General features: G+C 35.8%; 9 protein-coding genes, 2 tRNA genes and 2 rRNA genes (1 of these 13 only partly in view). 8 read left to right on the top strand and 5 right to left on the bottom strand.

What is annotated here, in order from left to right:
* The first annotated feature begins 101 nt into the window (after positions 1 to 101).
* The 4 genes from dnaB (at position 102) to GQ46_RS04620 (ending at position 5,431) form a co-directional block, all read left to right on the top strand.
* A complete protein-coding gene (gene dnaB / locus GQ46_RS04635) occupies positions 102 to 1,634 on the top strand; it encodes a replicative DNA helicase (protein WP_044398775.1) in 1,533 nt (510 codons plus the stop codon).
* A 69-nt stretch (positions 1,635 to 1,703) separates the two neighbouring features.
* Positions 1,704 to 2,732, top strand: coding sequence for an AI-2E family transporter (locus GQ46_RS04630; RefSeq protein ID WP_044398773.1), 1,029 nt, complete (start codon positions 1,704 to 1,706; stop codon positions 2,730 to 2,732).
* A gap of 147 nt (positions 2,733 to 2,879) precedes the next feature.
* Entirely contained in the window at positions 2,880 to 4,064 is a 1,185-nt protein-coding gene (locus tag GQ46_RS04625) for a hypothetical protein (RefSeq protein ID WP_044398771.1), read from the top strand.
* 299 nt (positions 4,065 to 4,363) lie between these two features.
* Entirely contained in the window at positions 4,364 to 5,431 is a 1,068-nt protein-coding gene (locus GQ46_RS04620) for an adenylate/guanylate cyclase domain-containing protein (RefSeq protein ID WP_044398768.1), read from the top strand.
* A 3-nt stretch (positions 5,432 to 5,434) separates the two neighbouring features.
* Here the strand turns inward: GQ46_RS04620 and GQ46_RS04615 are convergent, their stop codons facing one another.
* From GQ46_RS04615 to thrS, 5 genes are all read right to left on the bottom strand, one after another.
* Positions 5,435 to 6,235, bottom strand: a complete 801-nt coding sequence (locus tag GQ46_RS04615) for an HAD family hydrolase (RefSeq protein WP_231567324.1) — start codon at positions 6,233 to 6,235, stop codon at positions 5,435 to 5,437.
* Positions 6,236 to 6,425: 190 nt separating this feature from the next.
* Complete coding sequence (gene rplT, locus GQ46_RS04610) at positions 6,426 to 6,770, bottom strand: 50S ribosomal protein L20 (RefSeq protein WP_044398766.1); 345 nt, start codon at positions 6,768 to 6,770, stop codon at positions 6,426 to 6,428.
* A gap of 106 nt (positions 6,771 to 6,876) precedes the next feature.
* Positions 6,877 to 7,074, bottom strand: coding sequence for a 50S ribosomal protein L35 (rpmI, locus tag GQ46_RS04605; protein ID WP_044398764.1), 198 nt, complete (start codon positions 7,072 to 7,074; stop codon positions 6,877 to 6,879).
* 62 nt (positions 7,075 to 7,136) lie between these two features.
* Positions 7,137 to 7,646 carry a translation initiation factor IF-3 gene (gene infC / locus GQ46_RS04600; RefSeq protein WP_255350649.1) on the bottom strand — a complete coding sequence of 170 codons (510 nt, stop codon included), beginning with the start codon at positions 7,644 to 7,646 and terminating at the stop codon, positions 7,137 to 7,139.
* 71 nt (positions 7,647 to 7,717) lie between these two features.
* On the bottom strand, positions 7,718 to 9,652 hold the full coding sequence (gene thrS, locus GQ46_RS04595; protein ID WP_044398761.1) for a threonine--tRNA ligase: 1,935 nt from the start codon (positions 9,650 to 9,652) through the stop codon (positions 7,718 to 7,720).
* An 846-nt stretch (positions 9,653 to 10,498) separates the two neighbouring features.
* Here thrS and GQ46_RS04585 point away from each other — a divergent pair.
* From GQ46_RS04585 to GQ46_RS04570, 4 genes are all read left to right on the top strand, one after another.
* Positions 10,499 to 12,016, top strand: a 16S ribosomal RNA gene (locus GQ46_RS04585).
* Positions 12,017 to 12,100: 84 nt separating this feature from the next.
* Positions 12,101 to 12,174, top strand: a tRNA-Ile gene (locus GQ46_RS04580).
* A gap of 121 nt (positions 12,175 to 12,295) precedes the next feature.
* Positions 12,296 to 12,372 (top strand) — tRNA-Ala (locus GQ46_RS04575).
* Between the two features lie 299 nt (positions 12,373 to 12,671).
* A 23S ribosomal RNA gene (locus tag GQ46_RS04570) occupies positions 12,672 to 12,801 on the top strand; it runs 2,693 nt beyond the window's last position.
* The 16S and 23S rRNA genes sit together here with 2 tRNA genes alongside, the layout of an rRNA operon.

Raw genomic sequence — 12,801 nt, 5'->3', positions numbered from 1 at the left:
AATAAAATTAAGTTATTAACAGTTAAATTGTTGATGAAGTGTTAAGATTGAGTATCTTAATTCAGCACTTTCTTTCTACAAATTTTTTACTTTCGTCACAGATGAAACAACCCAACCAAATACAAGGCTATAAAGTCGATAAAAGTACAATAATAAACCTCGAAAGAGGTAAAATCCCTCCGCAAGCTATTGATTTAGAGGAGGTTGTGCTTGGCGCGATGATGATCGACAAAAAAGGAGTTGATGAAGTAATCGATATTTTAAGCCCTGATGCTTTCTATAAAGAATCACATCAACACATCTTTGAAGCCATTTTCATGTTGTTTCAAGAGAGTCAGCCTATTGACTTATTAACTGTTTCTACACAGTTAAAGACAAACGCCAAGCTCGATTTAGCAGGAGGTGATTTTTATCTTATTTCTTTAACGCAAAAAGTATCCTCTTCAGCACATATTGAGTTTCATGCTCGTATTATTCTACAAAAATTTATTCAACGTAGTTTAATCAAAATCTCAAGTGAAATTATTGAAGATTCTTATGACGAAACTCAGGATGTTTTCGATCTATTAGATAGAGCAGAATCTAAACTATACGAAGTTACACAGGGGAATATTAAAAAATCCAGTGAAACAGCTCAGGATTTAGTAATCCAGGCAAAAAAGAAAATTGAAGAAATTTCTAAGAAAGAAGGAATGAGTGGTATTCCTTCTGGCTTTGATAAACTAGATAAATTAACCTCTGGCTGGCAGGAAAGTGATTTAATTATCGTTGCTGCACGTCCAGGTATGGGTAAAACAGCCTTGACCTTATCTATGGCTAGAAATATCGCAGTGAATCATAACATTCCTGTGGCGTTTTTCTCTTTAGAGATGGCATCTGTTCAATTAATTACACGTCTTATTTCTAGTGAAACAGGATTGTCTTCAGAAAAATTAAGAACAGGGAAATTAGAAAAACACGAATGGGAACAGCTTAACGTAAAAGTGAAAGCATTAGAGAAAGCACCATTATTTATTGATGATACACCATCACTTTCTATTTTCGACTTACGGGCAAAGGCTAGACGATTGGCTTCACAACACGGCATTAAAATGATTATTATTGATTATTTGCAGTTAATGACAGCTGCTGGATCTGGTGGAAATCGTGAACAGGAAATTTCTACTATTTCTCGTAACTTAAAAGCATTAGCCAAGGAGTTATCTGTGCCAGTAATTGCTCTTTCTCAACTATCGCGTGCTGTTGAAACACGTGGCGGGAGTAAAAGACCTTTACTTTCAGATTTACGTGAATCTGGAGCTATTGAGCAAGATGCAGATATTGTATCCTTTATCTACCGTCCAGAATATTATAAAATAGACGAGTGGGATGATGATGAGCATTCACCTACAGCTGGCCAGGCAGAATTTATTGTGGCAAAACACAGAAATGGAGGATTAGAAAATATCCGCTTAAAATTTATTGGAAACTTAGGTAAATTTGACAATTTAGATGACTTCGATACACCGTTTGGTCAGGAATTTCATTCTAAAATGAATGCTGCTGCAAACGATGACACCTTAAAATCAGGGGGCTTTACTGCGTCTCCTCAAGATGCCTTTGATGCGCCAGAGGATGATGATGTGCCCTTTTAATTAATCTCTTGTTAAACTTTTCATAGATAGTCAACGATAGTTTACTTTTGTTCAATAAAAAATGCTCCAATGGATAAAATACGTACAACGAATTATTTACTTCTAATTATTGTAATTCCTATTGTATTTTATTTACTTAAAATACTATCGTTTATATTCATTCCATTGGTGTTTTCAATGTTTATTGCCTTATTGTTCCTCCCGTTAATGCGATTTCTAAAACGACGAGGCGTACATAAAATAATTAGTATTTTTATTATTATTTTAATCATTTTTTTAGGCATTAAACTAGGTGTCGAGTTAGTAAAGCTCTCAAGTAAACAAATCGCAGAAAATGATTCTGAATTCTTTTTACAAGCAGAATCAAAGATTAATGATCTAGTTTATGAAGTAGAATCTATTTTTGGCATTAAAAATGCCAACCCAGAAAACACAAAATTATCGCGCTTTTTAAATAAAGAAGCCGTTTTTAAAAACTTTGGAAGCACTTTAAGTTTTATAAGTAAAACCTTAACGGCTGTTTTAATGACTGTTTTTTTTGTAGTGCTTTGGTTAGCTGAATCTATTAATATTGAGAACGTACTTAATAAAACGATATTAAAGAAAAGACACCAGTCTATTCGAACATTTATTAAAATTGAAAATGACTTAATAACGTTTATTAAAGTAAAGTTTTTAGTGAGTTTTCTAACCGGGGTGTTTACAGGATTAGCCTGTTACTTATTTGATGTAAGCTTCCCTATTTTTTGGGGATTATTTGCCTTCTTAATTAACTTCGTTCAAATGGTGGGGTCTTTTGTAACCGTTATTTTGTTATCCATTTTTGCTTTTGTTGAATTAGAGCCTTCTAGTACTTTACTGTTTTTTATCATTGCTATATCAGGAACTCAAGTGCTATATGGTAGTATTCTGGAGCCTATTTTTATGGGTAAATCCTTTTCTATTAATGTGATAACAGTTTTAGTCATGCTTATGTTTTGGGGTTTTATTTGGGGCGTGGCAGGTTTAATAATGGCCATTCCTATTACCGTATTTCTGAAAATTATTTTCGAACAATTTAACAGTACTCGGGGACTCGCAAAGATTATTTCAGCCTAATATTAACTTTTGAGCAGTAAAAAGGGAACAATTTTTGATTATCTTTCAATCTAGTACTTAAAATACATCCTTTTGAAAAAGATTCTTATATCATTTATATTATTTCTATTTGTAGCTCAGGCTTTTGCATCGTATATCATTATACCCATGGATGCAGAAACACAAAAAAATCATTTGAAGGCTTACGGCATTACGTATTGGGTTCTGGAGAAGGGAACTAAAGTTAAGTGGTTGCTTAATTATAAAGGCGGCTCATTCTTATTGCCAGATACCGAAAGGATACAGCGTGAATGTCAAATTAGAGGGGTTAGTTTCGAAGTGTTGAGCGACTCTAAAGCAGAAAGTATATTACAAGAAATTAGCAGTCCAAGTAAAAATATGGAAGCTATTATTTTGGAAAAAGCACCAAAAATTGCGGTATATACTCCAAAAGGGAAACTCCCATGGGATGATGCTGTAACCATGGTGTTAACCTATGCTGAAATTCCATACGAGACCATTTACGATGAAAATGTTTTAAAAGATGAACTCGTATTATACGACTGGTTACACCTACATCACGAAGATTTTACAGGGCAATATGGTAAGTTTTATGCACGTTATCGTACTGCCGCATGGTATATAGAAGAGAAAAAAGAAGCAGAAGCATTAGCTACAAAACTTGGTTTTTCTAAGGTTTCTGAAGAAAAAGGAGCCGTAGCGCGTAAAATTAGAGATTATGTTGTTGGTGGTGGTTTTATGTTTGCGATGTGTAGTGCAACAGATAGTTTTGACATCGCGCTATCAGCTGAAAATGTAGATATTTGTGAACCAATGTTTGATGGAGATGGAAGTGATGCTAATTATCAAGCAAAAATTGACTATCAAAAAACGTTTGCATTTAAAGATTATACTTTGGAACGAAGTCCTTTAGAGTATGAGTTTTCAAGTATAGATATGACGCCAGTAAGGCAAATACCAAAACAAACAGATTACTTTTCTCTTATGGATTTCTCGGCAAAATGGGACCCAATTCCTACTATGTTGTGTCAAAATCATACTGCTTTAGTCAAAGGGTTTATGGGGCAAACCACGTCATTTAATCGGGAGCAAATAAAAAGTAATGTGCTCGTTATGGGTGAAAATAGAACCAATGGCGAAGCTAAATACATTCATGGTATCAAAGGAAAAGGATTTTTTACCTTCTATGGCGGTCATGATCCGGAAGATTACACGCATAAAGTTGGTGATCCCAAGACAGAACTTGATCTACATCCAACATCTCCAGGCTATCGACTTATTTTAAATAATGTGTTGTTTCCCGCGGCTAAGAAGAAGAAACAGAAAACTTAAGCATCATTTCTTAATGTCACTATTACATAATGAGAAGCGGTTTTGTGAAAAATTATAAGCTATGATAGTACCAGATTTACCATTTGGTCCTATAGCTCTAAAAGTCATTTCTTTTTTCTTAACTTAGTCCATAGCCATTTTAATTAGATGATAACAAAAGAAACCATTCTCCAAAAATTGAAATTTAAATAGGCCGTATAACCTTTTAATTTTTTTGATAAGAAGATCGTGTAGCTTGGCAGGAGAGGAGTTTAAAATAGCTTTAATAGAGATCTCAAAATAACTAAATAACCTTATAATTGAAAACAACCACATTCCAATTTCTTCGTCTTTTAATTACTACATGTATCTTTTGGACACTCGCGTTTTGTGTCTTTATTTTTATAAGATATTATGCAATAGGAGCAGAAGAGGGGGTAACTGTTACAGATTATTCTATTTCTAAAATTTTATATTATGGTGTCTTATTAGGCTTGTTCATTGGAACTTTATTTGCAATTATTGAATTTCTCTTTGATAAATTACTGTCAAGGAATTTATCATTAGGTGTCGTGTTGCTGCAAAAATTTGTCATTTACTTCATAGGTATTATTTTATCTGTAAACTATATTTTTAAATTAGCCGAAGACACATTAGATTTAAATCTTACCATAGAAGAAGGCTGGTGGAAGAACAGTAAGATTTTTTGGCTCCTTGTTTGCTATTTTATTATTTGCTCTTTAATCTATTCTTTTATTAGAATTGCTAATGAAAAATTTGGCAGAGGTGTTTTTTTTAATTTTTTAATTGGAAAATATCGTAAACCTAGAGAAGAAAAACGAATTTTCATGTTCGTAGATCTACAGGCGTCTACAACAATAGCTGAAGATTTGGGACATTATCAATACAGTAGATTAATACAGGAGTGTTTTAATGATTTAAATGGTATTGTAAGAAGATATGATGCCAATATTTATCAATATGTAGGGGATGAAGCAGTCCTGAGTTGGTCTTTTAAAAAAGGGTTACGCAATGATAATTGTGTCAATTTATATTATCATTTTCAAAATCGAATTAATCGAAAATCTAAAATTTACAAGAAGAAGTATGGTTTGGTGCCTAAATTTAAAGCCGGTGTTCACGGTGGTAAGCTTATAGTTACAGAAGTAGGAACAGTAAAAAAAGAGATCGCCTATCATGGCGATGTGATTAATACCACAGCCAGAATTCAAGGCGAGTGTAATAAATATAATGAGTGGTTCTTAATTTCCGATGAATTATTGAATCAATTAAGCTTGTCTACTAATTACAAAACCAAAGCCATAGGCGATGTAAATCTAAAAGGGAGAGAAGAAACGCTCAATATTTCTGCTATAAGTAGAGTGTAATGGTTAAGATTTAGCCGCAATAAGCTGTTTTAAAATAGACTCTACGCCAAAGTCATCATTGCTTTTTGTTGAAAATTTCGATAAAGCCTTAACGTTAGGATGTGCATTAGCCATCGCATAACTAAAAGCAGCCAGTTTTAGCATTTCGAGATCATTATTAAAGTCACCAAAAGCCATCGTATGTTCAGGTTTTATATTCCATTTGTTCTGAAGGAAATCTAAGGCATACCCTTTATTTGCATTAGGCACAGATAAATCTACCCAATGTTCACCAGATACCTTTACGTTTATCTCATGCTCTAAATGTTGCAGTTTAGGGTAAATGTGTTTTTCAGAATTATCAGGATGATAAATAGCGATTTTCATAAAGTCGTCGGCCTCAATTTTGCTAAGATCTTCAACTTTTTTATAAGTCCTATAATATTCAGTAAAAACAGAATTAAAATGCGCATCATTAGAGTCTATGTAAGCAGCATCTTTTCCGCATAAAATAATGTGAGTATTAGGAATACTTCTAATCACTGGAATCAGTTTTTTAATGGATTCAATGGGGAATTTTGTGAAAAGCAATTCGGTTTCAGCTTCCCGAATGAGTGCGCCATTTTCTGAAACAATGGTGATGTCATTTTTTATAGCATCCAACTTGCTTATTATACTGCTATGCTGTCTTCCACTGGCAGCTACAAATTTAATGTTGTGTTGTTTTAAAGCGTTATATAATTCAAAAAAGACAGCGCTTACTTCATCTTTAGAATTCAATAAGGTGCCATCCATATCTGTAATTACTAACTTAATATCTTTCAAAATCGTAAAAGGTTTAGAATTTAAAAATAAGGCATTATATGAAAAAAGGACTAACAGTAGCGTTAAGCTTAACTTAAAAATTGTGATCAGTTTTTTAAAATCAAATGAGCCAAAACAAAAAAATCCGATTCTTTCGAATCGGATTTTAATTATATAAGTGAAATGATATTATTCAATTGGCAAAATGCCCTTATTTTACTTTATTCACAATAGCTTCAAAAGCTACTGGGCTATTCATTGCTAAATCAGCTAAAACCTTACGGTTTAATTCGATGTTATTAGCTTTTAATTTACCCATAAATTGTGAGTAAGTCATACCATGTAAACGGGCTCCTGCGTTGATACGCGTGATCCATAATGCACGGAATGTTCTCTTTTTTACCCTACGATCTCTATACGAATATTGCATCGCTTTGTCAACCGCATTTTTTGCTACTGTCCAAACGTTTTTACGACGTCCGAAGTAACCTTTTGCTTGTTTAAGCACTTTTTTTCTTCTGGCTCTTTTGGCTACAGAATTTACTGATCTTGGCATAATTTAAATGTGTTTTGTAGTAGGCGGTCAATAATTGACACTTTTTTAAATCTTAATTTGCCTTACTCCAGGGTTTATAAATAATTTGAAACCTATTAAGATTATGTTACTTTAAACGTAACATGATTTTAATATTATTCTCATCCGCAGGATGTACTAATGTACTATGCGTTAGAGCAAGCTTACGTTTTTTAGACTTCTTTGTTAAGATGTGACTCTTAAACGCGTGCTTTCTTTTAATCTTCCCAGTACCTGTAAGCTTAAAACGCTTTTTAGCACTAGATTTTGTTTTCATTTTAGGCATCTTGTTTCCTAGTTTTTTAATGATTTCACTTATAATATCTCAATCCTTAAAAGGAGTATTATCTATTTTTTTGGAGCGATAAACATAGTCATACGCTTACCTTCTAATCTTGGCATTTGCTCCACTTTACCAAGTTCTTCAAGATCTTGCGCTAAACGCAATAATAATATTTGACCTTGTTCTTTAAACACAATCGAACGTCCCTTAAAGAATACGAAAGCTTTAAGCTTAGCACCGTCTTTTAAAAACTTCTCTGCATGTTTTCTTTTAAATTCGTAATCATGATCATCTGTTTGAGGACCAAATCGAATTTCTTTAATAATGACCTTCGTTGCTTTAGACTTTAAAGCCTTATCTCGCTTTTTCTGCTCGTAAAGAAACTTTTTATAGTCCATGACTTTACATACCGGTGGATCAGCTTTTGGTGATATTTCAACAAGATCTAACTCTTGCTCTTCAGCAAAGCCTAAAGCTTCTTTAATGGTGTAAATACCAACTTCGATGTTTTCTCCAACTAAACGCACTTTTTCTGCTCTAATTTTTGAATTAATTCTGTGTTGGTCTTCTTTAATGACTCTTAAAGGCCCTTTCGATCTTTTTCTACGTATTGCTATGACTTATGTATTTTAGTTAAACGTTAATTTTAAAATTGTTTCAATGTTTTATTTATCTCTGTTTTTACAATTTCTGAAAAGACTTCTACACTTATCGTGCCTAAATCTTCTCCACCATGTTGTCTAACAGAGATCATGTTTTCTTGCTCCTCATTCTCGCCGATGATAATCATATAGGGCGTCTTATTCATTTCGGCCTCTCTAATTTTCTTACCAATCGTTTCACTTCGGTTATCTACCAAAGCGCGAATTTCGTGATTTTCTAGCAAATTTAAAACTTTTTCACCGTATTTCTCATATTTCTCACTAAGAGTTAATACCGAAACTTGAATAGGCATTAACCACAGTGGGAAATTCCCTCCGGTATGTTCTAATAAAATGGCAATAAAACGTTCCATACTGCCAAAAGGAGCACGGTGAATCATTACAGGTCTATGCAGTTCGTTATCACTCCCTTTATAATTCAGTTCAAACCGTTCTGGTAAATTATAATCTACTTGAATAGTGCCAAGTTGCCATTGTCTTCCTAAGGCATCTTTGACCATGAAATCTAATTTCGGACCGTAAAAAGCGGCTTCACCTGTTTCTACAACGTAATTTAAACCTTTATCTATGGCAGCATTCAAAATAGCCTTTTCAGCTTTTTCCCAATTTTCATCACTTCCAATATATTTGTCAGGATTTTCAGGATCTCTTAAAGAGACTTGTGCCGTAAAATTTTCGAAGCCTAATGAACCAAAGACATAAAGGACTAAGTCTATTACATTTTTAAATTCGGTATCTAATTGATCAGGAGTACAAAATATATGGGCGTCATCCTGGGTAAAACCACGTACACGCGTCAAACCATGCAGTTCACCACTTTGTTCATATCTGTAAACCGTTCCAAATTCAGCAAAACGTTTTGGTAAATCTTTATAAGACCACTGTGTTGCATTATATATCTCACAGTGATGCGGACAATTCATGGGCTTCAATAAAAACTCTTCACCTTCTTTAGGTGTTTTTATTGACTGAAAGCTATCTTCACCATATTTCTCATAATGACCAGAAGTTACATATAATTCTTTTTGACCAATATGCGGCGTCATAACCATCTCGTAACCTGCTTTCTTTTGTGCGGCCTTTAAAAAGTTCTCTAAACGTTCACGTAACGCAGTTCCTTTTGGTAACCATAATGGTAAACCAGCACCAACCTTTTGAGAAAAGGTAAAAAGCTCTAGTTCTTTACCTAATTTTCTATGATCCCGTTTTTTTGCTTCTTCTAAAAGGGCTAAATATTCGGTCAGCTCCTTTTGTTTAGGGAAACTAATACCATAAACACGTGTAAGCTGTGGTTTATTCTCATCACCGCGCCAGTAAGCACCAGCAACAGACAGTACTTTAGTAGCTTTTATAATTCCAGTATTTGGTATGTGCCCACCGCGACACAAATCAGTAAACGTAGCGTGATCACAAAAAGTGATAGTACCATCTTCTAAATTCTCAATTAATTCGGTTTTAAAAGGATTGTCCTTGTATAATTCCAAAGCCTCTGCTTTAGTAGCACTTCGCATTACAAAGTCATGTTTACCACGAGCGATGTCAAGCATCTTATCTTCAATAGTTTTAAAATCCTTTTCTGAAATTGTAGTCTCTCCAAAGTCAACATCATAATAAAAGCCACGTTCAATAGCGGGACCAATAGTCAGTTTTGCATCAGGATAGAGTTCTTGAATAGCTTGAGCCAAAACGTGAGCACTCGAATGCCAAAAGGCCGTCTTACCTTCATCAGTATTCCAAGTATACAAAATCAAACTACCGTCTGTGGTTAATGGGGTTGTCGTTTCAACTGTTGTTCCATTAAAACGCGCCGAAATAACGTTTCTAGCTAAGCCTTCGCTAATGCTTTTTGCAACATCCATTGGTGTTGTATTAAGCTCAAAAGGCTTCACACTCCCATCAGGTAAAGTAATTTGTATCATATGTTTCAAATAATTAAAGACGCAAAGATAATACCTTACCCATTCACAGGCAATACATATATATTAATTCTCAAAATAACCATTAGGGCGTTCCCTTTCAGGTCGGGTTTTCCGCTGTATCTTTTGCAAAAAAGCAAAAGGATGCCGCTGCAACCCCTAACGCGGGCAAATAGCTAAGTGTAAAGTATTCTCTTTTTTGGTGCTGTCTCTATAGAAAGGGTGTTATTCACGCTTGGATAACAAATAGTTTCAAAGCCTTGGAAAAAAGAGCCTATATATAAAGGACAGATTGGCTCTAAAAAAACAAGATTATTTTTGTTTGTAATGTGCTTAAAACAAAGGCGGTAAGGGGGTGGTTAAAAAAAGATTAAAAAAGTTCTAAAAAAAGGGTTGCCATAACTAAAAAAGAATCTATATTTGCACCCGCTAAGCGAAACAGGTGTAGACTTGGGCAGCAAAGCAACGTTCATTAAAAGGCTTACAAAAAAAGATTATTTTTTTAAAATAAGCGTTGAGATGACAAAAAAAGGTTGTAAGTTTGCAATCCGAAAAAACAGCAATGTTTTTTCAAAAAAGTTCAAAAGAAATTTATTGAGATACGGATTAAAAAAAGATTTAGTTTTTTTTATAAAAAGTATTGTGGGATTGGAAATAAGTTTTATATTTGCACCCGCTAAGCGATAAAGGTCTTAGAGAAACAGAAAACAAGTTCATACACATATTGAATTGACAGCGTAAGAGAGTTATTGGAAACGATAATTTTCAAACAAGAGAATAAGCCATTTTGAGTACTAAAATTAATTTCTTTGGTTGTTAAGCAAATTAGTCGAAAGACTTTAAAATTTAACGATGAAGAGTTTGATCCTGGCTCAGGATGAACGCTAGCGGCAGGCCTAACACATGCAAGTCGAGGGGTAACGGGGTGCTTGCACCGCCGACGACCGGCGCACGGGTGCGTAACGCGTATAGAATCTACCTTGTACTGAGGGATAGCCTTTGGAAACGAAGATTAATACCTCATAGTATGATGACTTGGCATCAAGATATCATTAAAGGTTACGGTACAAGATGACTATGCGTTCTATTAGCTAGATGGTAAGGTAACGGCTTACCATGGCAACGATAGATAGGGGCCCTGAGAGGGGGATCCCCCACACTGGTACTGAGACACGGACCAGACTCCTACGGGAGGCAGCAGTGAGGAATATTGGACAATGGAGGCAACTCTGATCCAGCCATGCCGCGTGCAGGATGACTGCCCTATGGGTTGTAAACTGCTTTTATACAGGAAGAAACACTGCTACGTGTAGCAGCTTGACGGTACTGTAAGAATAAGGATCGGCTAACTCCGTGCCAGCAGCCGCGGTAATACGGAGGATCCAAGCGTTATCCGGAATCATTGGGTTTAAAGGGTCCGTAGGTGGATAATTAAGTCAGAGGTGAAATCCTGCAGCTCAACTGTAGAATTGCCTTTGATACTGGTTATCTTGAGTTATTATGAAGTAGTTAGAATATGTAGTGTAGCGGTGAAATGCATAGATATTACATAGAATACCAATTGCGAAGGCAGATTACTAATAATCAACTGACACTGATGGACGAAAGCGTGGGGAGCGAACAGGATTAGATACCCTGGTAGTCCACGCCGTAAACGATGGTCACTAGCTGTTCGAACTTCGGTTTGAGTGGCTAAGCGAAAGTGATAAGTGACCCACCTGGGGAGTACGTTCGCAAGAATGAAACTCAAAGGAATTGACGGGGGCCCGCACAAGCGGTGGAGCATGTGGTTTAATTCGATGATACGCGAGGAACCTTACCAGGGCTTAAATGTAGTGTGACAGGACTAGAGATAGTTTTTTCTTCGGACACATTACAAGGTGCTGCATGGTTGTCGTCAGCTCGTGCCGTGAGGTGTCAGGTTAAGTCCTATAACGAGCGCAACCCCTGTTGTTAGTTGCCAGCGAGTCATGTCGGGAACTCTAGCAAGACTGCCAGTGCAAACTGTGAGGAAGGTGGGGATGACGTCAAATCATCACGGCCCTTACGTCCTGGGCTACACACGTGCTACAATGGTAGGGACAGAGAGCAGCCACTGGGCGACCAGGAGCGAATCTATAAACCCTATCACAGTTCGGATCGGAGTCTGCAACTCGACTCCGTGAAGCTGGAATCGCTAGTAATCGCATATCAGCCATGATGCGGTGAATACGTTCCCGGGCCTTGTACACACCGCCCGTCAAGCCATGGAAGCTGGGAGTGCCTGAAGTCCGTCACCGTAAGGAGCGGCCTAGGGTAAAATCGGTAACTAGGGCTAAGTCGTAACAAGGTAGCCGTACCGGAAGGTGCGGCTGGAACACCTCCTTTCTAGAGAAAGACGACCAAGTAAATTTAAAACAAGAAAAGAAATTGTTTATTCTCCTGCTGTTAATTTAAAATCTATTATAGTAGAGTCTCATAGCTCAGCTGGTTAGAGCGCTACACTGATAATGTAGAGGTCGGCAGTTCGAGTCTGCCTGAGACTACTAGTATAATCTTAAAGTAATTTAGGGTTATTTAGTACATACTATAAGACAAAGGAAATTCTAGAAGTTGTCAATTCTAAAAAAGGTAATTCTGAATACAACATTCGGAGTTCTTAAATTTGGGGGATTAGCTCAGCTGGCTAGAGCGCCTGCCTTGCACGCAGGAGGTCATCGGTTCGACTCCGATATTCTCCACCAAAGTTCCCGTGAAAGTGGGAATCTCATTAAAGTTAGCAATAACAAAGATGAGATACCCAATTAATTTGGGTATTGCAACGTTCATTGACATATTGAAAAAAGATACATGAAAAATAACAATTAGATTTATCTAATTTTATAATAATATATTAGGATTAATTATACTCACAACGAGCGATGTATAATTAATCACAAATTTAATTTACAAGGTGTAATAATCGGTACTTGATATTTATTTATTAAGGATTGTGACTGAAAATTGTAAATTAAATAGTAACTCATTAAAAAAGCAAAAAGTACAATAAGCTAAATAAGGGCGTATGGGGAATGCCTTGGCTCTCAAAGACGATGAAGGACGTGATAAGCTGCGAAAAGCTGCGGGGATTGGCACATACAAGTTGATCCGCAGATATCCGAATGGGGCAACCC

The sequence above is a fragment of the Lacinutrix sp. Hel_I_90 genome (genome assembly GCF_000934685.1).
Lineage (GTDB): Bacteria > Bacteroidota > Bacteroidia > Flavobacteriales > Flavobacteriaceae > Lacinutrix.
Note: the sequence above shows the minus strand (reverse complement) of the source record. Positions and strands in the feature narration are given on the sequence as shown.

What these genes read in the sequence shown, in the direction of transcription:
- rplT (WP_044398766.1), bottom strand. Translation starts at nt 6,770, where the DNA reads ATGCCAAGATCAGTAAATTCTGTAGCCAAAAGAGCCAGAAGAAAAAAA.
- GQ46_RS04625 (WP_044398771.1), top strand. Translation starts at nt 2,880, where the DNA reads ATGGATGCAGAAACACAAAAAAATCATTTGAAGGCTTACGGCATTACG.
- dnaB (WP_044398775.1), top strand. Translation starts at nt 102, where the DNA reads ATGAAACAACCCAACCAAATACAAGGCTATAAAGTCGATAAAAGTACA.
- rpmI (WP_044398764.1), bottom strand. Translation starts at nt 7,074, where the DNA reads ATGCCTAAAATGAAAACAAAATCTAGTGCTAAAAAGCGTTTTAAGCTT.
- GQ46_RS04630 (WP_044398773.1), top strand. Translation starts at nt 1,704, where the DNA reads ATGGATAAAATACGTACAACGAATTATTTACTTCTAATTATTGTAATT.
- thrS (WP_044398761.1), bottom strand. Translation starts at nt 9,652, where the DNA reads ATGATACAAATTACTTTACCTGATGGGAGTGTGAAGCCTTTTGAGCTT.